The organism is Rhodanobacter sp. TND4EL1 (assembly GCF_054061035.1).
The window spans coordinates 279,310-302,861 of record NZ_JBSSDT010000002.1; the positions used below are offsets into that span (position 1 = coordinate 279,310).

The following is a 23,552-nucleotide window of genomic DNA, read 5'->3' on the forward strand; positions in this document are numbered from 1 at the left end:
GTAGCAAACCCGGACAGGGTGCGTGGCGCGGCAGGTACCGGTGATCGGTGTCACGGCATCACTGGCGGCACATAAGTGAGCGTCAATCCCAACAACCAAAGCATGCCCAGCACCAGCGGAACATGCACCAGCAGCTGCATGAAGGTGTAGCCGACCACGTCCCGTGCCCGCAACCCGAGCACACCCAGAAGCGGCAGCATCCAGAACGGATTGATCAGGTTGGGCAGTGCCTCGGCCGCGTTGTAGACCTGCACGGCCCAGCCCAGGTGCACGTGCAGGTCGTTCGCGGCCTGCATCACGTACGGCGCCTCGACCAGCCACTTGCCGCCCCCGGAAGGCACGAAGAAACCCAGGATGGCGGAGTAGGCGCCCATCACCGCGGGAAAGCTCTCCGTGCCGGCGACGTGCACGAACAAGTCGGACAGCCGGTGCGCCAGAGTCGCGCCGCCGCGGCCGGGTACTTGGGTGAGCAAGGCGGCAATACCGCCGTACAGCGGAAACTGGATCAACACGCCGGCCGTGCTCGGCACCGCGCGATGCACGGCGTCGAGAAAACTGCGCGGGCGCCAGTGCAACACGATGCCCAGCGTCAGAAACAGAAAGTTGTAGGTGTTGAGGTTGGCGATGGCCGTGATCGCCGGTTTGCTGGCGAACTCGTGGCCGAGCCAAACCAATCCCAGCAGGCCGATCGCCAGCGAAAGCAGCGGGCTGTATTCCAGCCATTCGCCCGGACGCGTGCGCGGTGGCAGCGCCGGTGTCGCGCTTTCGGTGACGTCGAAATCCCGCGCCGTGCGCGCGTTCGCATCCGACGGTGCGGTGAACCAGCAGATCAGCAGGGATGCCGCGATCAGCACGGCCGTCAGCACGATCGACTGCCACAGGAAAATCGTCTGGCTGAAAGGCAGCACGCCGGTGATCGCCAGCAGCCCCGGCGGCATGCTGGCGGGGTTGGCCTGCAATTGCGCGGCCGAAGATGACAGGCCCATCGCCCAGATCGCTCCCAGGCCGAGATAGGCCGCCGCACCGGCTGCGCGATAATCCATGCGCAGATCGCCGCGTCGTGCCAGCGCACGGACCAGCAGTCCACCGAACACCAGTGAAAAACCCCAGCTCAGCAACGACGCCAGCATGCTGATCAGCGCGACGTAGACAATCGCGCCGCGCCCGCTGCGCGGCGCCCGCGCCAGCACGTCGATGAAACGCGCGACCACCGGCGCGGTGGCCAGCACGTAGCCGCCGATCACCACGAACGCCATCTGCATGGTGAACGGAATCAGACTCCAGAAACCGCTGCCGAAGGCGTCCGCTGCCGCCACCGGCGTCGCACCAAATGCGAACGCCGCCAGCGCCACCAGCACCACGCCCAGCGCGGCGAACACCCACGCATCGGGAAACCAGCGTTCCGACCACGCTGCGCTGCGTAAGGCGGCGCGCGCCATCCAGCCATCCTGTCCTGCACTCATGCCGTGCTCCCTCCGCAAGTCATGCATCCTCACGCGCCGACGCAGTCGGGGCAAGCGCGCAGACAGGTGTTGGCTCAGACGGACGTTGCGCTCACCACGGGCCGCTTCTGCCTGGCCAGCGTGATCACCACCAAACCGCCCAGAATGATCGCCATGCCCAGCAAGTCATAGGGCCCGAGATGCTCGCCGGCCAGAAGAATGCCCAGCAACACGGCGACGGGTGGGTTGACATACGCATAGCTGGTGGCCAGCGCCGGCCGCGCATGCTTGAGCACATAAAGATAGGCGCTGAATGCGACGATCGAGCCGAAGATGCCCAGATAGACAAGCGCCAGCGTGGCGTGCAAGGTGGGATGGGCGGGCAGGCGTTCACCACTGACGAAGCCGAACACCAGCAATGCGACGCTGGCAGTCAGCATTTGCGCGGCGGTGTTCATCGGCCCTTGCGGCATGTCGCGCCGTCGACTCCAGGCCGAGCCGAACGCCCAGCACATGGCCGCGACCAGCAAGGCCAGCGCACCGAGCCGCGAGCCGGAAAGGCTGCTGCCAAGGTTCAGCACGATCACGCCAGCGAAGCCGATGACCAGCCCCGCGCTTTCACGCCGGTTGGGCCATTGCCCATACATGCCGGTGAAAAGCGCCGCAAACAGCGGCATGCTTGCTACTGCCACCGCGGCGATGCCCGAGCTGACCCGCTCTTCGGCAAAGCACACCAGACCATTGCCCAGTCCCAGCAGAAGCAAGCCGGTGAACCCGGCATTGCGCCACTGCAGTGGTGTGGGCGGCGCCAGGCCGCGCCAGCGCAGGAAACCGTAAAGTGCGATGCCGGCACCCAGGAAACGGATACCCGCCAACAGGAACGGCGGGTAGCTTTCCAGCGCGAAATGGATGCCCAGATACGTCGAGCCCCAGATCACGTACAGCGTCAACAGCGACAGGGGAATCAGGAAACGGGGATCGCTCAGGCGGCGCGGCGGCGCGGCCGCGTCGGCGGCAGGGATGTCAGACATGGGGGCGGATCGTGTGGGGACGGCGCATTATCCATCCCTGCGCCTGCTTGCGCCCCTGCCGGATGGCTTTAGTGGGGGACGGGGCGCCCCTGACGAACCACCACGAACTCGCCTTCCAGCACGGCCGGTTGCGCCTTGCCGGCCGACTTCAGCTTTGCCGGGGCGCGGCCGAGTTTCCAATGGCGCACGGCCAGCAGCACGATGCCGCCGACCAGCAACACGCCAGCCACCACCAGTCCGAACACCAGCAGCAGACCCAGCAGGGCCATCCCCAGCACCAGCGACAAGGCGCGGGCCAGCGGGTTGCGGGGACGACGCATGGAAGGCAAGGCAAAGTACATGTGTTAAAAATCCGTGTGTTAAAATCAACGACTTACGCGAACACCATGGGGCCATCTGCCCCCCCGAGACAAGTGCCGATGGATACATCCAATCCCGCCGAATTGTCGCAGCCAGTGGCGTTGTGCCGGCTCGATGACATCCCCGATGGCGGCGCCACGGCGGTGGATGCAACCCTGTCCGACGGCGAGGAAAGTGTGATCCTGCTGCGCCATGGCGACCAGGTGCGGGGCTATCTCAACGTCTGTCCGCACGCGGGGCGCCGCCTCGACTACGCCCCGGGGAAATTTCTGCTGAAGAACGACACGCTGATCTGCGCCGTGCACGGCGCCACCTTCAACCAGGGCAGCGGTTTGTGTGTTGCCGGGCCGTGCCGCGGTGAACACTTGCGTTCCGTGACCGTGCAGGTAAACGCGGGCGACGTGATCCTGGCCTGAGTTCGGCAGTGGCGTCGGCACGATCCGGGTCTTGGGATCTGACGCATGGAATGCCGGCTTCGGTTCTGGTTGTTCCACCTCGACCGCGCGCCGTGCCTTCGTTCGGCGGGTTGTTAAGCACGGTGTTGCAGATTCGATGCCTGCGGGCGCGTTGGTGCCGACCGCTGCGTGGCTTCGTAACGCTGCGGCGGGACACGACAAGGCATCGCTCGAGGTGCGTCGCGAACGCAGGTCGCTTCGCTGCGAGCAGGGGACAGGCGGCATTCGCGTGGCCAGCTTTCCAAGCACGCGAATCCCGGGTTACCATCCGCCGGCCAACGCGGGTGTAGCTCAATGGTAGAGCTGTAGCTTCCCAAGCTACTGACGAGGGTTCGATTCCCTTCACCCGCTCCACTTCCCGCCGCATCGATCCCCGAGCTTCCCACAACCCACATGGCGGATCTGATTACCCTGGGCTGGCGGGAGCGGCTGGCATTGCCGCAGCTGGGCATTCACATGCTCAAGGCGAAGCTTGATACGGGCGCGCGCAGCAGTTCGCTGCATGTGGATACGCTCGACACCTTTCAGCGCGACGGCGATACCTGGTTGCGTTTCAGCCTGCATGTGAGGCGTCGGCAACCGCTGGAGATCCACTGCGAGGCACCGGCGCTGGACCGACGCGCGGTGACCGATACCGGCGGACGCCGTACTGAGCGCTGGTTCATTCGTACTGCGGTAGAACTGGCAGGCCAGCGATTCGAGATCGACATCAACCTGACTGATCGTCGGCATATGCTGTTTCCGATGTTGCTGGGCCGCAGCGCGCTGAGCGGGCGCATTGCGGTGGATCCGGCGCTTTCCTACACCCAGCCCCGGCCGTCGATGACGGCAGCGGAATCCTGATGACGGCCTGCCCATGAAAATTGCGATCCTGTCGCGCAATACCCGACTGTATTCGACCAAACGCCTGGTCGAGGCCGCCCGTGTGCGCGGACATGTGGTGCGTGTGTTTGACCCGCTGCGCTGCTACGTGCGCATAGCGCCGGGCGCGTCGTCGATCCGCTTCAAGGGCAAGGAGGTGCGCGACATCGACGCCGTGATTCCGCGCATCGGCACCAGCAGCACGTTTTATGGCACGGCTGTGCTGCGTCAGCTGGAAATGATGGGTGTCTATACGCCGAACCCGTCCGACGCGGTGCTGCGTGCACGCGACAAGCTGCGTTGCCTGCAGATTCTTGCCGCGCAGGGCATCGACATGCCGGTGACGGTGTTCGGCGACAACCCGGACGACACCGACGATGTACTGGCCCTGCTGGGTGATCCGCCCCATGTGATCAAGCTCAACGAGGGCAGCCAGGGTACCGGCGTGGTGCTGGCCGAGAAGCGCGCGGCGTCCCAGAGCGTGATCGAGGCGTTCCGCGGCTTGTACGCGAATTTCCTGGTGCAGGAGTTCGTGGCCGAGGCGAAAGGCAGCGACCTGCGCTGTTTCGTGGTCGGCAACAAGGTGGTGGCTGCCATGCAACGTGATTCCAGCCCCGGCGATTTCCGGGCGAACCTGCACCGCGGCGGAAGTGCGATGGCGGCCACGCTGAGCGCGGATGAGGAACGCATTGCCGTGGCGGCGGCCGGCGCGTTGGGGCTGGGCATCGCGGGCGTGGATCTGTTGCGCTCCAACCGCGGTCCGCTGCTGCTGGAGGTGAACGCCTCGCCCGGCCTTGAAGGCATCGAGGCTTCCACCGGGGTCGACGTGGCGGGGGCGATCATGGAACTGCTGGAAGCGCAGGGCTGCGGTTCGCGGGCGGAACCCCGTGCACGTCGCCGCGCAGCCAAGGTCTGACGCGGATCCCGCGCATCGTGTGCGGGTGTCGACAGACCGTTATCTGACGGATTGACGTCCGGTTAACTCACGCATAACCCGCGAGGCCCTATAAAGCTCCCACTGTTTTTTGCGACGTGGTGGCTGGCAAGGCGCGGCGACGGCAGACGATGGTATCGGGGCAGTTGTTTGGGTCCAGGTGGGCGACGGCGAGTCGCGCATCTGGGCCTTTTTCTTGCCCGGACGGCGCTGCGTTCAGGTTTCTTTCGCCGCGGCCGCGCCCTGTTCACACAAGATTGTTAAGCTTCACATTCCAGCCGGCCTGTGCGCCGGCTGCGCAGGAGTGACACATGCGCGTACTGGTGATTGAAGACAACAGCGATATCGCGACCAACATCGGCGATTATCTGGAGGACCGCGGCAACGTGGTCGATTTCGCAGGCGACGGCGTGACCGGCCTGCACCTGGCGGTGGTGCACGATTTCGACGTGATCGTGCTCGATCTCACGCTGCCCGGCATGGACGGTCTGGAGGTCGCCCGCAAGCTGCGCCACGAGGCGCACAAGCAGACGCCGATCCTGATGCTGACCGCGCGCGACGCGCTGGAGCAGAAGCTGACCGGCTTCGAATCCGGCGCCGACGACTACATGACCAAGCCGTTCGCGCTGCAGGAGCTTTCCGCGCGACTGGAAGTGCTGGCGCGGCGCGGCAAGGGTCCGCAGAGCCGCGTGCTGAAAGTGGCCGATCTCACCTTCAACCTCGACACGCTGACGGTGAACCGCGAAGGCAAGTCGATCCAGTTGAACCCGATCGGCCTTAAATTGCTGCAGGCGCTGATGGAAGCCAGCCCGTCGGTGGTTACCCGACAGGATCTGGAACAGAAAGTGTGGGGTGAGGAATTGCCCGACAGCGATTCGCTGCGCGTGCACATCCACGGCCTTCGTGCGGCGATCGACAAACCGTTCGAGAAGCCGCTGATCCACACGCGGCACGGCATTGGCTATCGGATGGTCGAGCCGGATGCAATCCAGGCGTAAGCTTCGCTTCCGATTGGTGGTTTCCTTCGCGCTGTTCGGCTTTGGCCTCAGCGCGTTGTTTGCCGTGGCCGCGCTGAATGTGCGGGCCAAGGTGGAAGACCAGTTGGTTACTGCCAGCCTGCAGGATGAAGTGGATAGCCTCAACGCGCAGGTACGAGCCGATCCCTCGCAGATTCCTCACTTCAATATCGTCAAGGCATGGACCTGGAGCGATCGCACGATCTACAAGGCGCCGCTCAACTGGCAGCAATTGTCGACTGGCGTGCACGACATCACCGAAACCGACGCAGACGGGGTGACCAAGCGCTACAAGCTTGCGGTGCGCCGGCAGGGTGGAGTGATCAGCTTCCTGCGTTACGACGTTTCGCGCGACGAGCTGGGCAAGCAGCAATTGCTGATCAGCGTGATCGCCGCCGTGTTCCTGTTCGGTCTGCTCTCGCTGGTGCTGGGCCTGTGGCTGTCGCGCAAGGTGTTGAAGCCGGTCAGCGAACTGGCGGCGCGTCTGCGTGATTTCCGCAAGGCGGGCAAGGCCGAACCGCTGGCGCCGCATTTTGCCGACGACGAGGTCGGCGAACTCGCGCACGCGCTGGACGAGTACTCGGCGCGACTCACCGCGATGGTCGAGCGCGATCGCGAATTCAACTCCGACGTCAGTCACGAATTGCGCACGCCGCTGGCGGTGATCGCCAGCACCACCGAGCTGCTTCAGGGCTCGCCCGACCTCACCGAGAAGCTGAGCGAACGCTTGAAGCGGATCGAGCGCGCCTCGCGCCAGGCCACCGAACTGATCGAGGCGCTGCTGCTGCTGTCGCGTGCCGAGCGTCGCGGCCCGACCCGTGGCGAGACCACGGATGTGGGCAAGGTGGCTTCTGACGTGATCGAGAGCCAGCGGCCGCAGGTGCGCGGCAAACCGCTGGCCATCGAGCTGCTGGCGGTTGGCGAGCCGGTGAGTGTCAATGCGCCCGCGTCCGTGCTGTCGGTGGCGCTGACCAACCTGATCGGCAACGCGATCAAGTACACGCTCGAAGGCAGCGTGCAGGTGGTGGTCGGCAACAGCATCATCGAGGTGATCGACACTGGTCCTGGCATCAAGCCCGAAGATGCCGAGCGTCTGTTCCAGCGTGGCGTGCGTGGCGAGGGCGCTGGCGGCAGCGGCGCCGGCCTGGGCCTGGCGATCGTGCGGCGGCTGTGCGAACTCTACGGCTGGGATGTCTCGATGCGCCCGCGCAGCGATACGAACGGCGCCATCGCCAGTATCAAGTTCCGCTGAACCCCGTGTAGGAGCGCACCCTGTGCGCGATGCTTTCCGTCACGTGACGAAGAGCATCGCGCACAGGGTGCGCTCCTACAGTTTGCTCAGACCTGCTCCAGCCAGCCCCACTTGTCATGGGTGCTGCCGTCGAACAGGCCGAAGTACAGTTCCTGCAGGCGCTTGGTGACACGGCCGGCGCTGCCGTTGCCGATTTGCTTGCCGTCGACCGAGCGGATCGGGGTGACTTCGGCGGCGGTGCCGCACATCAGGATCTCGTCGGCGAGATACAGGTACTCGCGCGGCAGGTCGCGTTCAACCACCTCGATGCCGTCCTCGCGGGCCAGCGTTTTCAGCGTGTCGCGGGTGATGCCGGTGAGGATCGAGGCGCTGGCAGGCGTGGTGTGCAGCACGCCGTCGAACACCAGGAACAGGTTCTCGCCGGCACCTTCGCTGAGCAGGCCGTTGGAAGCCAGCGCAATGCCCTCGCCGAAACCGAGGCGACGGGCTTCACGCGCGATCAATTGACCGGAAAGATAATTGCCGCCGGCCTTGGCACCCGCCGGAATGGTGTTCGGCGCGAAACGCTGCCAGCTCGACACGCAGGCGGTAATGCCGTTCTCCAGCGCCTCTGGCCCGAGGTAGGGGCCCATCGGCCAGGCCGCCACGGCGACATCGATCGGGGTTTCCGCGGACAGGCCGAAGCCGCCCAGGCCACGATAGGCGACCGGTCGCAGATAGGCCGCGCCCAGCCCGTTCTTCTTGATCACGGCGCGGCAGGCCGCCGCCAGATCGTCGACGGAATACGGCAGCACCATGTCGTAGATGCGCGCGGACTGGTACAGCCGGTTCAGGTGGTCAGTGAGGCGAAAGATCGCCGCGCCATCAGGCGTGGCGTAGCTGCGGATGCCTTCGAACACGGACGAGCCGTAATGCAGGGCGTGGGACATCACGTGGGTGGTCGCCTCGGCCCACGGCTTGATGTCGCCGTTCTGCCAGATCCACTCGGGGTACTGCTGGGCCATGTCGATTCTCCAATGGGGACCGCCCATGATAACTGCTGCAGGCGGGGTTCGCGTCAACGCAGGAGGGCGCCGGGGCCTTCAATCCGCGCTGCGCAGCCATAGGCAACCCGCGCGGCGCACGATGGTGAAGCGCAGCTCGTGCGGACTGCCACTGCCATCGTTGTCGGCGGTGTGAACGATCAACTGATTGCCCGGGGGCGGCGCCGGAGCGGGGGCGATATCCATGGCGAACGGGTCGTCCAGGCTGCTGGCTGCCGCGGGCTCCGTGGGTGGGGTTGAATCCTGGGGAATTTCCACGTCCAGCAGGGGCCGCTTCATCACCTGGGTCAGCGAACGGATATCGGCAATCGCGGCCCCGCGTCCGTAGCCTTCCCACAACATCATTCCCGCCAGCCGGTTGGCATCACGACTGGCAAACGCATCGATCACGCCCTGGCGCAGTGAACCCAGGTCCGCGGCGCAGAGGATCGGAGCAGGTGACGCGGCGATGACCGCCGGGCCGGGATGGGCTGCGGAGCTCACCGGCGTGGCCTGCAGGGCGGCGCAGGGCTGGTCGGTGAACACCGCACCGCCGTTGGCGCCGATGCAGCGATGGATCTGCGTCTGGGCCGCGGCAGGCGCGGCCCAGACGAGCGCAATGAGATACAGCAGGGCGGCCAGACGGTGCATCGCCCCAGCATACCCGGCCTGTGCCTCAGGAAAGTTGCCGCAGCACCGCCTGCGTCGCACGCGCCCGATTCAAGGTGTAGAAGTGCAGACCGGGTGCGCCGCCGTCAAGCAGTCGCCGACACATTTGCGCCACCACCTCGGCGCCGAGTGCGCGGATCGCATCGGCGTCGTCGCCGTGTGCCTGCATGCGCTTGGAGATCCAGCGCGGGATCTCTGCCCCGCACATGTCGGAGAAGCGGCGCAGCTGGCTGAAGTTGGTGATCGGCATGATGCCGGGCACGATCGGCACCTGCACGCCCAGCTTGCGCACGTCGTCGACGAAACGGAAATACGCGTCGGGGTTGAAAAAATACTGGGTGATCGCGCCGTTGGCGCCGGCGTCGATCTTCGCCTTGAAATGCTGCAGGTCGCGCAGCGCGTCGTCGGCTTGCGGGTGGGTTTCCGGATACGCCGCCACCTCGATATGGAAATGGTCGCCGCAATGTTCGCGGATGAAGGCCACCAGTTCGGCGGCGTAGCGGAAGTCGCCGGCGGTGGCCATGCCCGAGGGCATGTCGCCACGCAACGCCACCAGCCGTCGGTAGCCGGCGGCACGATAGCCGTCCAGCAGCTCGCTGATCTCGGCCTTGGTGCCGCCCATGCATGACAGATGCGGCGCCACCGGCAAGCCATGCCGGGCGTGCAGGCGCGCCACGGTATCGCCGGTGTAGCTGAGGGTGGAGCCACCGGCGCCGAAGGTGACCGAGGCGTATTCCGGCTGGTGCGCCTTGAGCGCCTGTGCGGCGCGATCCAGCTGCGCACGCTGGTCGTCGGTCTTGGGCGGAAAGAATTCGAAGCTGATCGCGGGCATCTCGCGGGTTCCTGGTGAGCGATGCCGGGCAGTATATATCTCTATTTCGCGATGAAGCGATATAAGTGCGAGATGCCGCCGCTACTGTTCGAAACTCCGCCTCAACCGGCGCCCCAGAACCTCGCGGACAACGGACAGCCCCGGGCTGGGGTCGTCAAGCCGAAAGGAGTGGTAATGAGCCTGGGCCCATTGCAGAAAAATCCGGGACAGTGATCCGCGGGCAGCGGCGTTCTGTGCCCATACCGTGCCGATGTCCTTGTGCAGATCCACGCAACCGGCGCCGGCCGGGTAGTCTCTCGATGCCATCGTCACCGGCAGTCCGAGCGCATCCTGATAGGCCATCTCGCAGACATTCACGCCGCAGCGTGCGGCGAATTCGACATAGGTCCAGGCACGCGTGTTGACCTCGAGTATCCGGTATTGCCCATCCCTTGCGTCACGCTTGAATTCCGCGCTGAAGATCCCGCGATAACCCACCGCCGCGAGCAGGTCGGTCAGGTTCTCGACCGGCGCCTGCAGGTGCGCGATCGGAATGCTCTGACAATAGGAACTGTTGCCGAAATCCGGCGGCGATATGCGAAGCCGCCGGCGCGCGAACAGCCCCGTCATCGCGCCGCTCGCATCGCGGAAACCGTCGACGAAATAATGGTCGGCAGACGAGCCCGGAACATATTCCTGCACCATCAGCTGGAAGCCCTGCTCGTGCAAACGCTGCCAGGCCGCGTAGATGTCCTCCTTGCGTTTGACCCATATGCCCTTGACGCCGGTGACATCGCTGAACTTCTGCGAGTTGACCGGCTTGATGAACATTCGGTCCATCGAGTCGAACGGAATCGCATCGATATCGGCGACCGAATTGATGCGGAACGTGGGCGGGTGCGGAATGGCCTTGTCTTCCAGCAAGGCGGCAAAGCGCGACTTGTCCTGCAGGATTTCCTGCGACTGGCGCGAGCTGGTGCTGACCCGAAAGCGCTCGCCCAGTACGCTTTGCGGCAGGTCGGCCAGCCACAGCGCGGCATCGTCGGCGCCGGCAATCAGGACGGCTTCCGGCAGCGGCATGTTGCGCAACACGTCGGCGGTGTCCGGGCCGAGTGATCCGTCCCATGCCGTGGGTCCGGGTGTGGGCCGATACCAGCGTGAGCGCGTCACATGATCACCCGGCGGGCAGGCCACATAGGCAGGCACGCCAGCCAGATGCAGACAACGCAGAATGCCCAGCGCAGTCGGGCCGCGGCCCATCACGATCGCGGGCACGCGACGAGAATCAGAAGCCCCCATTTCCGTCATCCTGATGTCTGGAACACATGCCATGTATACGCCGACCGAGGGCGCTTGCAAGTCAATCCGGGTGTTTGGAAGACAGACCGAAAGATGATCGCAAGAACCAGCGAAAACTGGATTTCCTGCGTCTTTCCATGCCGCCGAACTCGCCAATCATTCCGGATTGCAGAGGGCCTGTCGCGACGGGAGTGACAAGCCACCCGTGGCAGCCATAAAAAAAGGCGTGCGACCGAAGCCGCACGCCTTTCTGCGATCCGCTGCCATCCAGGATGGCGGCGGCGGGGCTCAGTAGCGGTAGTGGTCCGGCTTGTACGGGCCTTCCTTCGACACGCCGAGATAGGCGGCCTGTGCATCGCTCAGCGTGGTCAGCTTCACGCCGATCTTTTCCAGGTGCAGGCGCGCGACTTCCTCGTCGAGCTTCTTCGGCAGGATGTAAACCTTGTTCTCGTAGCTGTCCTTGTGTTCCCACAGGTCGATCTGCGCCAGCGTCTGGTTGGCGAACGAGTTGGACATCACGAAGCTCGGGTGGCCGGTGGCGCAGCCGAGGTTGACCAGGCGACCTTCGGCCAGCAGGAACATCGCGCGGCCATCGGGGAACACGTACTTGTCCACCTGCGGCTTGATGTTGATCTTCTCCACGCCGGCCATCGTGTTCAGCGCATCGACCTGGATCTCGTTGTCGAAGTGGCCGATGTTGCAGACGATCGCCTGGTCCTTCATGCCCTTGAGATGCTCAAGCGTCAGCACGTCCTTGTTGCCGGTGGTGGTGACGTAGATGTCACCGCGGCCCAGGGTGGACTCGACGGTGTTGACCTCGAAGCCTTCCATCGCCGCCTGCAGAGCGTTGATCGGATCGATCTCGGTGACCACCACGCGCGAACCGTAGGCGCGCAAGCTGTGCGCGCAGCCCTTGCCGACGTCACCGTAGCCGCAGACCACGGCGACCTTGCCGGCCAGCATCACGTCCATCGCGCGCTTCAGGCCATCGGCCAGCGACTCGCGGCAGCCGTACAGGTTGTCGAACTTGCTCTTGGTGACCGAGTCGTTGACGTTGATCGCCGGGATCAGCAGCGAACCGGCTTCGGCCAGCTGGTACAGGCGATGCACGCCGGTGGTGGTCTCCTCGGAGACGCCCTTCCAGTCCTTGACCACCGTGTGCCAGTAACCCGGACGCTCGGTATGCACGCGCTTGAGCAGGTTCTTGATCACCTGCTCCTCATGCGAGGAGGCCTTTTCGTCGACCCACGTGCTGCCGTTCTCCAGCTCGTAGCCCTTGTGGATCAGCAGGGTGACGTCGCCGCCGTCGTCGACCACCAGCTGCGGGCCCAGGAAGCCGCCCTTGCCGTCAGGGAAGCTCAGCGCTTCCAGCGTGCAGTCCCAGTATTCCTCCAGCGTCTCGCCCTTCCAGGCGAACACCGGCGTGCCGGTGGCGGCGATCGCGGCGGCGGCGTGATCCTGCGTGCTGAAGATGTTGCACGAGGCCCAGCGCACGTCGGCGCCGATGTCCTTCAGCGTCTCGATCAACACGGCGGTCTGGATCGTCATGTGCAGCGAGCCGGTCACGCGCACACCCTTCAGCGGCAGGGTGGCGGCATGCTTCTTGCGGATCGACATCAGGCCCGGCATCTCGTGCTCGGCGATGTCCAGTTCCTTGCGGCCGAATTCCGCGAGCGAGATGTCGCGAATCTTGTAGTTGTCGGTGCTTTCTTTCAGTGCGGCGTTCATCAAGTATCTCCGGTTAGTGCAAGGCCTTTCGAAGAGTCCGCCCATGCATGGCCGGTCTTTCTTCGCGAAGGGACTCACGCGCAAACAACCGGGCGCCGTTGTGGAACGTGCCGCGCCGAGCCTGGCCGGTTTCGGATCACGGTTGAACTCGTGAACGATCGGTCGCAGCGCCCCTCGGCGGGCAGTACAAGCCGGCTATTGTAGCGGCAGACGCCTGCCGCTGCCTCCCATGCCGTGATTCGGTAGGCTGGCTGTCCTGGATGCCGTTCAGGCTGATCCCTTCGGCAGGTTCGGGACAGGCGCAGCGCGGCAGGCGCGAAGTCGACGCCAGGCGCCATACCCTTTGACTTCACCGCTGCGCGGCTACGCTCAGGGCGAATGGCAACTTCACCGTGCTGCATCGGCAGCACCCGTACGCAAACGGAGTAGTGCATGGAACAAAGTCGCGAACCCGAGTTTCTCCCGCCCGATGGCCCGCTGCGCGAAGACGTCAGCAGGTTGGGCGCGATGGTCGGCCAGATGCTGGCCGAGCAGGGCGGCGACGCGTTCTTCCAGCGGGTGGAGCAAGTGCGCACCGCGGCGATCCACCGACGCCGCGAAGGCGCTTCGGTGGACGAGCTGGCTGACTCGTTGGCCGGCCTGGATGCCGCGCATGCCGAGGCACTGGCCCGTGCCTTCGCTACCTACTTCCAGGCCGTCAACACGGCCGAGCGGGTGCATCGCATCCGCCGTCGCCGCGACTACCAGCGCGAGGGCAGCACGCCGCAGCCGGAGTCGTTGCTGGCCGTGCTGGGCCAGCTCAAGGCCGAGGGCGTTGGTGTCGACGAGCTGGTCGGCTGGCTCGAACGGCTGTGGATCGAGCCGGTGTTCACGGCTCATCCCACCGAAGCGGTGCGCCGTTCGCTGCTGGAAAAGGAACAGGCGATCGTGGCCTCGCTGATTGACGGCTTCGACCCCGAACGCACGCCGCAGGAACGACGCGAGGATGACGCGCGCATCTACATGGCCTTGTCGGCCGGCTGGCAGACTGCCGAGGCCTCGCCGGTTCGCCCCAGCGTGCAGGACGAGCGCGAGCATGTGGACTTCTACCTGACCAATCCGCTGTACCGGATCGTGCCGGCCTTGTACGAGGCGCTGGCGCAGGCGTTGCAGGAAACCTATGGCTTGGCGACCAAGCTGCCGCAGTTGCTGCGCTTCGCCAGCTGGGTCGGCGGCGACATGGACGGCAACCCCAACGTGGGCGCCGACACCATCGCCGATTGCCTTGATTCCCAACGAGTCATGGTGCTGGAGCGCTATCGCGCCGAAGTCGCCGCGCTGGCGCGTCAGCTCAGCCAGACCGAAGGCCGTGCCGGCGTCAGCGACGAGCTGCACGCGCGGGTGGCGGACTATCGCGCCCGCTTTCCCGTCGCCGCCGCGCAGATCCGTCCCCGGCACGCCGACATGCCTTACCGCTGCCTGCTGCAGTTGATCGGCGCCCGCCTGGAACTGAGTCTGGAGAACGCTGCAGAAGGCTACATGTCCAGCGCGGACTTGCTCGACGATTTGCAGCTGATTGCCGACAGCCTGTTCCAGCACCGTGGCGTGCACGCCGGCGCGTATTCGGTCGAGCGCCTGCTTTGCCGCGTGCGCAGTTTCGGTTTCCACCTGGCGCGACTCGACGTGCGGCAGGATTCGCGCGTGCATGACGACGCGCTGGCCGCCCTGCTCGGTGATGCCGACTGGGCCGGCCGCAGCGCGGACGAACGCGCCGACCGGTTGCGTCCGTATGCCAGCGGCGAGGTCGAGTTTCCCGACAGCGACGACGCCAGCGCCCGCTCGTTGCAGGCCGTGTTCACCACCTTGCGCGACAGCCGCCAGAGTCACGGCGTGGATGCCACCGGCCTGTACATCATCAGCATGGCACGCACCGCTGCCGACGTGCTCGCCGTGCTGGCGCTGGCCCGACGTGGCGGGCTGGTCGCTGACTCCCCGCTCCCCTGCGAGGAGAGGGTCGGCGAGAGGGGCCACGCTGGCGACAGACTTTCTGCGGAGCAGGCTTCGATGAGTGCTGCCGCGAGCACCCGCCCCTCATCCGGCCCTCCGGGCCACCTTCTCCCCGAGGGGGAGAAGGGAGCAAGTCATCATGCTGCGCATGATGTTCCACTCAATATTGCGCCGCTGTTCGAGACTGTCGACGACCTGAAGAACGCGCCGGCCACCTTGCGCGCGCTGATCGCCGATCCGGTCTATCGCCGTCACCTCGCCGCACGCGGCGATCAGCAGTGGGTGATGCTGGGCTATTCCGACAGCGGCAAGGATGGCGGCACGCTGGCCTCGCGCTGGGGGCTGCAGCGCGCCCAGGTGGAACTGCTGGAAGTGGCGAACGAGGCGGGCATCCAGCTGGCCTTCTTCCATGGTCGTGGCGGTTCGGCCAGCCGCGGCGGTGCCCGGATTACGCCGGCGTTGATGTCCTCGCCGCGCGGTGCGGTCGCCGGCGTGCTGCGGGTGACGGAACAGGGCGAAGTGATCCATCGCAAATACGGCATCCGTGCGTTGGCATTGCGGAACCTGGAGCAGACCGTGGGCGCGGTATTGCGCGCGTCGCTGCGTCCGCGCGAAACCGAGCCGCGCGAAGAACGCTGGCGCGAACAGATGAACGCCCTGTCGGCGGCCAGTCGCGCCACCTATCGCGCCTTCGTCGAGCGTGAGGGTTTCGTCGACTATTTCCGCACCGCCACGCCGGTCGACGTGATCGAACAAATGACCTTGGGTTCGCGCCCCGCCAGTCGCCGCAGCATGCGCGGCGTGCAGGACTTGCGTGCCATTCCGTGGGTGTTCGCGTGGACCCAGTGCCGCTCGATCCTGCCCGGCTGGTACGGTCTGGGCAGCGCGCTGGAGCAGGGCGTGCAGCAGTTCGGCCAGGAAGCGCTGGCGGAGATGGCCCGTGACTGGCCGTTCTTCGCCAACCTGCTCGACGACGTCGAGATGGTACTGGCCAAGTGCGACCTGGACATTGCCGAGGCGTTTTCGAAGCTGTCCGGCCCGCTGCACGAGGAGTTCTTCGGTCTGATCCGCGACGAGTTCGCCCGCACCCGCCACTGGTTGCTGCGCCTGAAAGGCAGTGACGCACTGCTGCAAGGTGATCCACGTCTGGCTGCCTCGATCCACCTGCGCAATCCGTACGTCGATCCGATGAGCCTGCTGCAGGTCGATCTGCTGCAACGCTGGCGCGCCAGTGACGGCACCGAGGACGCCCTGCTGCAGGCGCTGGTTGCCTGCGTCAACGGCGTGTCGCAGGGGCTGCAGAACACCGGCTGACCCACCCGTTGCGGGCGCTCGCATCGCAGGGCGGGCAATGCCCGCCGCTCTCGCTTCACGCATGGAGGAAAAGCCGGCGGACAGTGCCCGTCCTACGAAACCGGGCGTGGCTGTACGAGTTCGGACACGGCTGTCCGAATGCAGACGGCGGAGCTCTGCCGTGGGCCTTTCGCTTGCAAGAAAAACAACGACTTGCACGCATGGCACGGGGCTTGCTCTGACAGCTTCATGGATATCGCCACCCCACTCGCCGCCCAGCGCAAACGCCGCCGCAAACAGCTCGCCATCGGTGTCGGCGTACTGGTGCTGGCCGGCCTCGTCATCGGTGCCGTGAACCTTGGCCCGGCGTTGCCCACGGTGGAACGGTCCGCAGCCTGGATCGACACCGTGCAACGCGGCGACATGCTGCGCGAAGTGCGTGCGCCCGGCACCCTGGTGCCGCGCGACATCCACTGGCTGGCCGCGCAGACCAGCGCGCAGGTGGCCCGGATCGAGGTGTGGCCCGGCACCCATGTCGAGGCAGACACCGTGTTGCTGCGCCTGAGCAGCCCGCAAGTCGACAACGATCTGCGCACCGCCCAGGCGCAGGTTGCCGCCGCCCAGGCGCAGGTCGCCGCGAAGCAGGCTGCGCTGCAGTCACAGTTGCTGGATGAGCGGTCATCGCTGGCGCAGGCGCAGGCAGACTACGCCTCGGCGAAAGTGAAGAGTGGCGCCGACGCCAAGGCCATGGCGCAGAACCTGATTCCACGCGTGCAGTACGAACAGGAGCTGATCGCCGTGAACCAGCTTGAACATCGTGCCGATGTGGAGCAGCAGCGCGTGCGCGCCTTCGGCGCCGGCATCGCGGCACAAATGGCCGCGGTGCGCGCGGAGCTGCAGCTGCAGCAGAGCAATCTGCTGCTGCGCCAACGCCAGTCCGATGCGCTGGATGTGCGTGCCGGGATCGCCGGCACCCTGCAGCAGATAGCTGTGCAGGAGGGCCAGCAGGTCGCGGCTGGCGCCGACCTCGCGCGGGTGGCACGCGGTGACGTGCTGATCGCGCGGCTGCGCGTGCCGGAAGTGCAGGCCAAGGATGTGGCGCTGGGCATGCCGGTGCAGGTGAATACCTATAACGGCATGATCGACGGCCGCGTCACCCGCATCGATCCGGCGGTGGTCGACGGCAGCGTGCAGGTGGATGTGACGCCGAGCGGCGCACTGCCGGCTGGGGCGCGTCCGGATCTCTCGGTCGATGGCCGCATCCGCATCGCCGAACTCAAGCAGGTGCTGTCGGTAGGGCGGCCGGCCCAGGTCGAGGCAAACAGCGACGTCAGCCTGTTTCGACTCGACGCGTCCGGCTCCACCGCCAGTCGGGTGAAAGTGCGCATTGGCGCCACTTCGGTCGATCGCGTGCAATTGCTGCAGGGACTTGCGCCGGGCGATCGCGTCATTCTTTCCGACACCAGCCAGTGGGACAAATATGACCATCTTCGCCTGCGCTGAGCCGGCAGGGCGGGCACTGCCCGCCGGCACTTGGTGGCGCCCCGGTACCACCCGGCGAGAGCGGCGGACGGTGTCCGCCCTGCGGGTGCGCCAGCATCATGATCAACTTATCGAGCCCTTCCGAACCAGGACGAATCCATGAACGACACCAACAACGTCATCGCGCTCGGCGGCATCCGCAAGGTGTTTCAGGCCGACGAGGTGGAAACCCACGCGCTCAGCGACGTGCACCTGGACATCCGCCGCGGCGAGTACGTTTCCATCTCCGGTCCTTCCGGTTGCGGCAAGACCACGCTGCTGTCGATCCTCGGCCTGCTGGATACCGCCAGCGCCGGCAGTTACGTGTTGAACGGTCACGACGTCGCCGCGCTGAATGCGGCGGAGCGCGCGCGCATCCGCAATGCCGAGATCGGTTTCATCTTCCAGGCGTTCAACCTGATCGGCGACCTCAGCGTGCAGGAGAACGTGGAACTGCCGCTGACCTACCGCAGCGGCATCAGTGCCGCCGAACGGCGCGAGCGGGTGCAGGAGGCGATGGAACGCGTCGGCATGGCACACCGCATGCGGCACTATCCGGCGCAGCTTTCCGGCGGCCAGCAGCAGCGCGTGGCGGTGGCCCGCGCGCTGGTCGGCAAGCCCGCGATCCTGCTCGCCGACGAACCCACCGGCAACCTCGACTCGCGCAACGGCGAAGCGGTGATGGCCTTGCTCGACGAGCTGCACAAAGGCGGCGCCACCATCTGCATGGTCACCCACGACACCCGCTACGCCGAACTGGCCCAGCGCAAGATCCGCCTGTTCGACGGCCGCGTGGTGGATGAGGAAACCTACGATCGTCTGCGCCGCGAAGACGAACAACGCATCGACGTGCTGATCGGCAGCCGGGTCGAGGTCGGCGCCGCGTGAACGTATGGCTGACCGAAATCTGGCGCGCCTGGCGAGCGAGCTTTCGCCGGCCGGGGTTTCTGCTGCTGGCCAGCGGCGTGCTGGCGCTGGGGGTGGGCGCCAGTACGGCGGTATTCGTGCTGGCCGACGATGTGCTGTTGCGGCCGCTGCCTTATGCCTCGTCCGAACAGTTGGTGGCGCTTGGACCGCTCGATCAGGGGCAGTCAATGGGAGGCGTTTCGCCCCAGCAATACCAGCACATGCAGTCCGTTGGCGGCATCACCTCGATGGGCTTGATCAACGGAATGTTGACAGCGGTGAATGTTGCTGGTGACGGCAAGCCGGAACAGGTGAATGCGCTTCAGGCTGATCGCGGCTTGCTGCTTGCGCTCGGTGTCCGGATGCGATTGGGACGAGGATTCTCGGAGCAGGAGAGCCGCCCGGGTGGCCCGGCGGTTGTGATTCTCACCGAGGGCTATTGGCGCCACCACTATGCCGGCGCACCAGATGTGCTCGGTCGAAGCCTGAAGGTCGAGGGCGCGGCGCGCACCATCGTCGGCGTCTTGCCCGCCAGTTTTGATCAGTTTGGAGAGGGCGATATTCTGCTGCCGCTCGTGCTTTCCCCGAATACTTACGACGACGGGACCAACTTCATGGTCGTCGCACGATTGGCGCCCGGAAGCAGCACTGCGATCGTGGACGCGCAGGTGGATGCGGCCATGCATGCCATGTACGCAAGTCTCGCCGACGCGGACAGCGGCTACTGGGACCATGTGCGTTTTGGCAGCGTATCGCTATCGACGGCGCTGCATCAGCAACAGCGCCCCACCGTGATGCTGTTTCTGGCCAGCGCCCTGTGTGTATTGCTGATCGCGCTGGTCAACCTCGGCAATCTCATGCTGTTGCGCACTTTGTCGCGTCACCACGATGCGACCGTGCGCCATGCGCTGGGCGCACCGACATGGCGCCTGGTGCTGCCAGCCTGTGCCGAAGGAGTGCTGGTGGGGGCCATCAGTACCATCGCGGGTACGGGTTTGGCCGTGGCCGGATTGTCCATATTCAGTCGTTACGCTCCTGTGGAATGGACTCATGGCGACGTGCTGCACATCCCGGTGGCGCTGGCTTTGCTGGCGCTGGCCATCGCCGTGCCGGGGGCTTTGCTGGCGGCGATATTCGGTGCATGGCGAGGACTTTCCCTGGCGTCAGTGCAGGAGGCATTGCATGAGGGCGGGCGGACTCCGGGCCGCCATGGCGGCCGGCTCGGGCGGGTGCTGGTGATCGCGCAAATGAGTCTGGCGACCTGCCTGATGTGCGGTACCGGTCTGTTCCTGCATGCGCTCTATGACGCAGCGCGTGCACCGTTGGGCTTCGCCAGCGATCACGTCCTGACTTTCGATCTGTCACCGGTGCGGGCCAACACCCCCGATGCCGCATCCACACAAACGCTAGTGCAAGGACTGGTGCAGCGCCTGCGGGCCCTGCCGGGTGTCGAACACGTTGCCGTCACCAACGGCCTGCCGGCGGGGGATTTCGGGCAGCAATTCAGCATGGGTGGCGTTCACGTGCCCGGCAAGGATTATTTCCGTCGCAATCCCCAGATACGCGCGGTGAATGCCGACTTTTTTTCCGTGTTCCACATCCCCGTGCGTGAAGGGCGTTCTTTTGACGTCACCGATAGCAAAGGCAGCGAGCCGGTGGCTATCGTCAATCGGACACTGGCCGAGCGGGAATATGGCAATCACGCGCTGGGCAAGGGCATCGTCGTCAATGACTACAGCGGATACGCCGCCGGCAAGGCGTCAGCCACACCGTCCTTTCACCCGGTGACCGCACGCATCGTCGGGGTGGTCGGCGACACACGGCAGTTCGGTCCGCTGGACAATCAGAAGCGTGGGTTCCTCTATCTCCCTCTTGTGCAGATGCCCGAGCACATCGTGCAGGTGTTTCGCTCTTTCCAGCCGCTGCGCTTTGCACTGCGCATGCAGGGAAACCCCAACGACTATCGCCAGGTCGTTCATGCAGCAGTCGCTGAGGTGGCACCGGACCAGCCGATCGCCAACGTGCGGACGATGGCGAAGATCGTGCACGCGACGACGGACGATACGCGTCAGAATTTGTTCCTGATCGGATTGTTCGCGTTGCTGGCGTTGGGGCTGGCGGCCGCCGGGATGTATGCCGTGATGACGGTTGCGGTAACGGCGCGTCAGCGCGAATTCGGTGTGCGCATGGCATTGGGCGCGTCGCCGCTGGGCATGGTCCGCATGGTGCTGCGTGGGGGCATGCGGCAGATTGTGACCGGGCTGCTCCTGGGCATGATTATCACGCTGGCCTTGTCGCGGGTGCTGGGTGCCGTGCTGGAGGAGATCGACCGCAGCGTCTTCGATCCGTTCGCCATGGCCGGCGTATGCGTGGTGCTGACCCTGGCCGGCCTGCTCGCGTGCCTGTTTCCCGCCCTCCGCGCGGCCGGTGTTCCACCGATGCGTGCATTGCGCGGGGAGTAGTCGACGTGGCCGTGACCAATCCAGGATACATCGCCCGTCAGGGCTCGAATGGGGCGTGTCTTGAATATCTGGGTCGCTGAAATCTGGCGCGCCTGGCGAGCGAGCTTTCGCCGGCCGGGGTTTCTGCTGCTGGCCAGCGGAGTGCTGGCGTTGGGCATCGGCGCCAGCGTGGCGGTGGTCACGCTGATCGGCAACACCTTGTGGCGGCCGTTGCCGGTGCCGCAGCCGGAGCAGTTGGTGGTGTTGGGCCAGTTGCGTGACAACGGCCATGCCGGCGGCATCTCGCCGCATGAATACCAGTATCTGGACCAGCTCGACGGCGTGACCTCACTGGGTTTGGAGCGTCCCGGCTCGACGGTGAACGTCGCCGGTGCGGGTGCGCCGGCTCAAGTGCCGGTGATCTACATTGATCGCAACATGCTGCCCACGCTGGGCCTGCAACCGGTGTTGGGGCGCAACTTTGACGCACAGGAGGATCGCCCGAACGGCTCGCTGGCGGTCATCCTCGGGCATGGCTTCTGGCAGCGCAGCTATGCCGGCGACGTCCATGTGATCGGTCGTAGCCTGCGCGTGGAAGGCGTGCCGCGCACCATCGTCGGCGTGTTGCCGGCCGGCTTCAATACCGTGCTTGGCGCAGGCGACGTGGTGTTGCCGACGGCGCTGCCGCCAGCGAGCCGCGACTACAACCACAATGGCACCGTGGCGATCGCGCGGCTGGCGCGCGGCGCCGATCTCGCCGCGGTGTCGGCACAGGTCGATGCGCGCGAGCGCGCGATGTACCGCGACATGGCCATGGGCGGCAACTGGCAGAAGCCGCGTTTCGGCGCGGAAGGCCTGGCCGCGACCGTGCAGCAGGATGCGCGGCCGATGCTGCTGCTGTTTCTGGCCAGTGCCTTGCTGGTGCTGCTGATCGCGCTGGTCAACCTGACCAACCTCATGTTGCTGCGTGCGCTGTCGCGCAACCATGATGCCGCGGTGCGCAGCGCGTTGGGCGCGTCGTTGCCGCGGCTGATGCTGCCGGCGCTGGGCGAAGGCTTGTTGGTGGGCGGCGTTGGTGCCCTGCTGGGCATGGCGTTTGCGGTGGTGGGCCTGGCCTTGTTGCAAGGCTTCATCCCCGCCGAATGGTTGTGGGGCGGCCAATTGCGCATCGGCGCGACAGCATGGGTGTCGGCCTTCGGCGTGGGCCTGCTGGGCGCGCTGCTGGCGGCGATCCTGGCGCTGTGGCGCAGCCGCAGCGCGACCACGGTGGACGAGCTGCGCGAGGGCGGTCGCAGCGGCGTCGGCCGGCGCAGCGGCCGGTTGGGCCGACTACTGGTGGTGGCGCAGGTTGCGCTGGCGGCGGTGCTGCTGTGCGCGGCCGGGGTGTTCATGCGCGGCCTCTACGACGCGTCGCAACTGCAGCTGGGCTTTGCCGACGACCACGTGCTCACCTTCGAATTGGCGCCGGTGCGGGCCACGTATCCGGACGTGGCCGCGGTACGCGATCTGTCGCAACGGCTGGTACAGCGGCTGCGGGCCATCCCGGGGGTGACCGATGCCGCGGTCACCACCAATCTGCCTGCCAGCAACGACATGTACGGGCAACTCCAGACCAGCCCGCATACGCCGGACGGCAAGGAGTTCTCGGCGCAGTACCACGGCATCGGGGCGGGCTTCTTCGGGTTGTTCCATATACCGCTGCGCGAAGGTCGTGACTTTGCGCGCACCGACACCGCCGGCAACGAGCGGGTCGTCATCGTCAGTCAGGATCTGGCCGACACGTACTACGGTGGTCACGCGGTGGGCAAGATGATCGAGGTGCCTCGCGAGGGTGACGGCGTGTGGCCGCTGCGTATCGTCGGCGTGGTGGGTGCCACCTATCAGCGCGGGCCGCTGCAACCGTTGCAGCCCGTGTTGTACATACCACTGGCGCAGATGCCTGAGCCGTCGATGACGATCATCCGCGACATGGAGCCGCTGCGTTTCGCCTTGCGCGGCCACGCCGACCCGATGGACTGGCAGGCCGGCGTGCGCGAGGCGCTGGCGCAAGTCGCGCCCGAACAACCCATCGCCAACCTGCGTTCGATGGACAGCATCGTGCGCTCCACCACGCAGAACGCTCGGCTCAGCCTGTGGCTGATCGGTTTGTTCGCAGCGCTCGCATTGCTGCTGGCAGCGGCCGGCCTGTATGCCGTGATGTCAGTAGCGGTGGCAGCGCGCGAACGCGAATTCGGCGTGCGCAGCGCGTTGGGCGCTGCGCCGCGCCGCTTGCTTGGCCTGGTCATGCGCGGCGGCTTGGTCCAGATTTTGGTGGGGTTGGCGCTCGGCGTGGCGATCGCGCTGGGCGCATCGCATGCGGTGGCTGTGTTGCTGATGACCCTGCTCGGCCGCAGCAGTGCGTTCGACCCCGTGGTGGTGTTGGGTGTTTGCCTGGTGCTTGCTGTCGCCGGCTTGCTGGCCTGTCTGATACCGGCGCTGCGCGCCGGTCGTGTCCATCCCATGCGCGCGTTGCGCGGAGAATAGCG

General features: G+C 65.8%; 18 protein-coding genes, 1 tRNA gene and 1 riboswitch. Of the genes, 11 read left to right on the forward strand and 8 right to left on the reverse strand.

Going from position 1 to position 23,552, the window contains the following annotated elements:
• Positions 1-50: 50 nt before the first annotated feature.
• From ACVWWQ_RS07920 to ACVWWQ_RS07930, 3 genes are all read right to left on the reverse strand, one after another.
• Positions 51-1,439: a TIGR00366 family protein gene (locus ACVWWQ_RS07920; RefSeq protein WP_133949323.1), complete on the reverse strand. Its 1,389-nt coding sequence runs from the start codon at positions 1,437-1,439 to the stop codon at positions 51-53.
• Between the two features lie 98 nt (positions 1,440-1,537).
• Positions 1,538-2,473 carry a drug/metabolite exporter YedA gene (gene yedA, locus ACVWWQ_RS07925; RefSeq protein WP_133948269.1) on the reverse strand — a complete coding sequence of 312 codons (936 nt, stop codon included), beginning with the start codon at positions 2,471-2,473 and terminating at the stop codon, positions 1,538-1,540.
• Between the two features lie 68 nt (positions 2,474-2,541).
• Positions 2,542-2,814 (reverse strand): hypothetical protein, encoded by a 273-nt coding sequence (locus ACVWWQ_RS07930; RefSeq protein ID WP_133948267.1) that lies wholly within the window; start codon positions 2,812-2,814, stop codon positions 2,542-2,544.
• A 78-nt stretch (positions 2,815-2,892) separates the two neighbouring features.
• Here ACVWWQ_RS07930 and ACVWWQ_RS07935 point away from each other — a divergent pair, with 78 nt between their 5' ends.
• From ACVWWQ_RS07935 to ACVWWQ_RS07960, 6 genes are all read left to right on the forward strand, one after another.
• A complete protein-coding gene (locus tag ACVWWQ_RS07935; RefSeq protein ID WP_099652723.1) occupies positions 2,893-3,249 on the forward strand; it encodes a Rieske (2Fe-2S) protein in 357 nt (118 codons plus the stop codon).
• A 319-nt stretch (positions 3,250-3,568) separates the two neighbouring features.
• A tRNA-Gly gene (locus ACVWWQ_RS07940) sits at positions 3,569-3,642 on the forward strand.
• Positions 3,643-3,681: 39 nt separating this feature from the next.
• Positions 3,682-4,131, forward strand: a complete 450-nt coding sequence (locus ACVWWQ_RS07945) for a putative ATP-dependent zinc protease (RefSeq protein WP_099652722.1) — start codon at positions 3,682-3,684, stop codon at positions 4,129-4,131.
• A gap of 13 nt (positions 4,132-4,144) precedes the next feature.
• Complete coding sequence (rimK, locus tag ACVWWQ_RS07950; protein ID WP_099652721.1) at positions 4,145-5,065, forward strand: 30S ribosomal protein S6--L-glutamate ligase; 921 nt, start codon at positions 4,145-4,147, stop codon at positions 5,063-5,065.
• A 329-nt stretch (positions 5,066-5,394) separates the two neighbouring features.
• The gene (locus ACVWWQ_RS07955; protein ID WP_099652720.1) at positions 5,395-6,081 is read left to right on the forward strand and encodes a response regulator transcription factor; all 687 of its coding nucleotides are present in this window, start codon (positions 5,395-5,397) and stop codon (positions 6,079-6,081) included.
• Complete coding sequence (locus ACVWWQ_RS07960) at positions 6,065-7,351, forward strand: sensor histidine kinase (RefSeq protein WP_133948265.1); 1,287 nt, start codon at positions 6,065-6,067, stop codon at positions 7,349-7,351. The genes ACVWWQ_RS07955 and ACVWWQ_RS07960 overlap by 17 nt, the downstream gene beginning before the upstream one ends.
• Positions 7,352-7,437: 86 nt before the next feature.
• On the opposite strand, the gene ACVWWQ_RS07965 is transcribed toward ACVWWQ_RS07960, so the two are convergent.
• From ACVWWQ_RS07965 to ahcY, 5 genes are all read right to left on the reverse strand, one after another.
• Positions 7,438-8,355 (reverse strand): branched-chain amino acid transaminase, encoded by a 918-nt coding sequence (locus ACVWWQ_RS07965; RefSeq protein WP_099652718.1) that lies wholly within the window; start codon positions 8,353-8,355, stop codon positions 7,438-7,440.
• A 78-nt stretch (positions 8,356-8,433) separates the two neighbouring features.
• The gene (locus ACVWWQ_RS07970; RefSeq protein ID WP_133948263.1) at positions 8,434-9,024 is read right to left on the reverse strand and encodes a DUF4124 domain-containing protein; all 591 of its coding nucleotides are present in this window, start codon (positions 9,022-9,024) and stop codon (positions 8,434-8,436) included.
• A 25-nt stretch (positions 9,025-9,049) separates the two neighbouring features.
• Positions 9,050-9,874 (reverse strand): methylenetetrahydrofolate reductase [NAD(P)H], encoded by an 825-nt coding sequence (gene metF, locus ACVWWQ_RS07975; protein WP_133948261.1) that lies wholly within the window; start codon positions 9,872-9,874, stop codon positions 9,050-9,052.
• Between the two features lie 81 nt (positions 9,875-9,955).
• Complete coding sequence (locus ACVWWQ_RS07980) at positions 9,956-11,152, reverse strand: hypothetical protein (RefSeq protein ID WP_133948259.1); 1,197 nt, start codon at positions 11,150-11,152, stop codon at positions 9,956-9,958.
• A 288-nt stretch (positions 11,153-11,440) separates the two neighbouring features.
• Positions 11,441-12,880, reverse strand: coding sequence for an adenosylhomocysteinase (gene ahcY, locus ACVWWQ_RS07985; RefSeq protein WP_133948257.1), 1,440 nt, complete (start codon positions 12,878-12,880; stop codon positions 11,441-11,443).
• A gap of 83 nt (positions 12,881-12,963) precedes the next feature.
• Positions 12,964-13,062: riboswitch (S-adenosyl-L-homocysteine riboswitch) on the reverse strand.
• Positions 13,063-13,312: 250 nt separating this feature from the next.
• Between ahcY and ACVWWQ_RS07990 the strand changes: the two genes are divergently transcribed.
• The 5 genes from ACVWWQ_RS07990 (at position 13,313) to ACVWWQ_RS08010 (ending at position 23,550) form a co-directional block, all read left to right on the forward strand.
• Entirely contained in the window at positions 13,313-16,180 is a 2,868-nt protein-coding gene (locus ACVWWQ_RS07990) for a phosphoenolpyruvate carboxylase (protein ID WP_457383353.1), read from the forward strand.
• 228 nt (positions 16,181-16,408) lie between these two features.
• Positions 16,409-17,662 (forward strand): HlyD family efflux transporter periplasmic adaptor subunit, encoded by a 1,254-nt coding sequence (locus tag ACVWWQ_RS07995; RefSeq protein ID WP_133948254.1) that lies wholly within the window; start codon positions 16,409-16,411, stop codon positions 17,660-17,662.
• A gap of 138 nt (positions 17,663-17,800) precedes the next feature.
• Positions 17,801-18,568, forward strand: coding sequence for an ABC transporter ATP-binding protein (locus ACVWWQ_RS08000; protein WP_133948252.1), 768 nt, complete (start codon positions 17,801-17,803; stop codon positions 18,566-18,568).
• Positions 18,565-21,048 carry an ABC transporter permease gene (locus tag ACVWWQ_RS08005; protein ID WP_133948250.1) on the forward strand — a complete coding sequence of 828 codons (2,484 nt, stop codon included), beginning with the start codon at positions 18,565-18,567 and terminating at the stop codon, positions 21,046-21,048. The genes ACVWWQ_RS08000 and ACVWWQ_RS08005 overlap by 4 nt, the downstream gene beginning before the upstream one ends.
• 60 nt (positions 21,049-21,108) lie before the next feature.
• A complete protein-coding gene (locus ACVWWQ_RS08010) occupies positions 21,109-23,550 on the forward strand; it encodes an ADOP family duplicated permease (RefSeq protein ID WP_133948248.1) in 2,442 nt (813 codons plus the stop codon).
• The last annotated feature ends 2 nt before the right edge of the window (positions 23,551-23,552 follow it).

What these genes read in the sequence shown, in the direction of transcription:
- ACVWWQ_RS07920 (WP_133949323.1), bottom strand. Translation starts at nt 1,439, where the DNA reads ATGGCGCGCGCCGCCTTACGCAGCGCAGCGTGGTCGGAACGCTGGTTT.
- yedA (WP_133948269.1), bottom strand. Translation starts at nt 2,473, where the DNA reads ATGTCTGACATCCCTGCCGCCGACGCGGCCGCGCCGCCGCGCCGCCTG.
- ACVWWQ_RS07930 (WP_133948267.1), bottom strand. Translation starts at nt 2,814, where the DNA reads ATGTACTTTGCCTTGCCTTCCATGCGTCGTCCCCGCAACCCGCTGGCC.
- ACVWWQ_RS07935 (WP_099652723.1), top strand. Translation starts at nt 2,893, where the DNA reads ATGGATACATCCAATCCCGCCGAATTGTCGCAGCCAGTGGCGTTGTGC.
- ACVWWQ_RS07945 (WP_099652722.1), top strand. Translation starts at nt 3,682, where the DNA reads ATGGCGGATCTGATTACCCTGGGCTGGCGGGAGCGGCTGGCATTGCCG.
- rimK (WP_099652721.1), top strand. Translation starts at nt 4,145, where the DNA reads ATGAAAATTGCGATCCTGTCGCGCAATACCCGACTGTATTCGACCAAA.
- ACVWWQ_RS07955 (WP_099652720.1), top strand. Translation starts at nt 5,395, where the DNA reads ATGCGCGTACTGGTGATTGAAGACAACAGCGATATCGCGACCAACATC.
- ACVWWQ_RS07960 (WP_133948265.1), top strand. Translation starts at nt 6,065, where the DNA reads ATGCAATCCAGGCGTAAGCTTCGCTTCCGATTGGTGGTTTCCTTCGCG.
- ACVWWQ_RS07965 (WP_099652718.1), bottom strand. Translation starts at nt 8,355, where the DNA reads ATGGCCCAGCAGTACCCCGAGTGGATCTGGCAGAACGGCGACATCAAG.
- ACVWWQ_RS07970 (WP_133948263.1), bottom strand. Translation starts at nt 9,024, where the DNA reads ATGCACCGTCTGGCCGCCCTGCTGTATCTCATTGCGCTCGTCTGGGCC.
- metF (WP_133948261.1), bottom strand. Translation starts at nt 9,874, where the DNA reads ATGCCCGCGATCAGCTTCGAATTCTTTCCGCCCAAGACCGACGACCAG.
- ACVWWQ_RS07980 (WP_133948259.1), bottom strand. Translation starts at nt 11,152, where the DNA reads ATGGGGGCTTCTGATTCTCGTCGCGTGCCCGCGATCGTGATGGGCCGC.
- ahcY (WP_133948257.1), bottom strand. Translation starts at nt 12,880, where the DNA reads ATGAACGCCGCACTGAAAGAAAGCACCGACAACTACAAGATTCGCGAC.
- ACVWWQ_RS07990 (WP_457383353.1), top strand. Translation starts at nt 13,313, where the DNA reads ATGGAACAAAGTCGCGAACCCGAGTTTCTCCCGCCCGATGGCCCGCTG.
- ACVWWQ_RS07995 (WP_133948254.1), top strand. Translation starts at nt 16,409, where the DNA reads ATGGATATCGCCACCCCACTCGCCGCCCAGCGCAAACGCCGCCGCAAA.
- ACVWWQ_RS08000 (WP_133948252.1), top strand. Translation starts at nt 17,801, where the DNA reads ATGAACGACACCAACAACGTCATCGCGCTCGGCGGCATCCGCAAGGTG.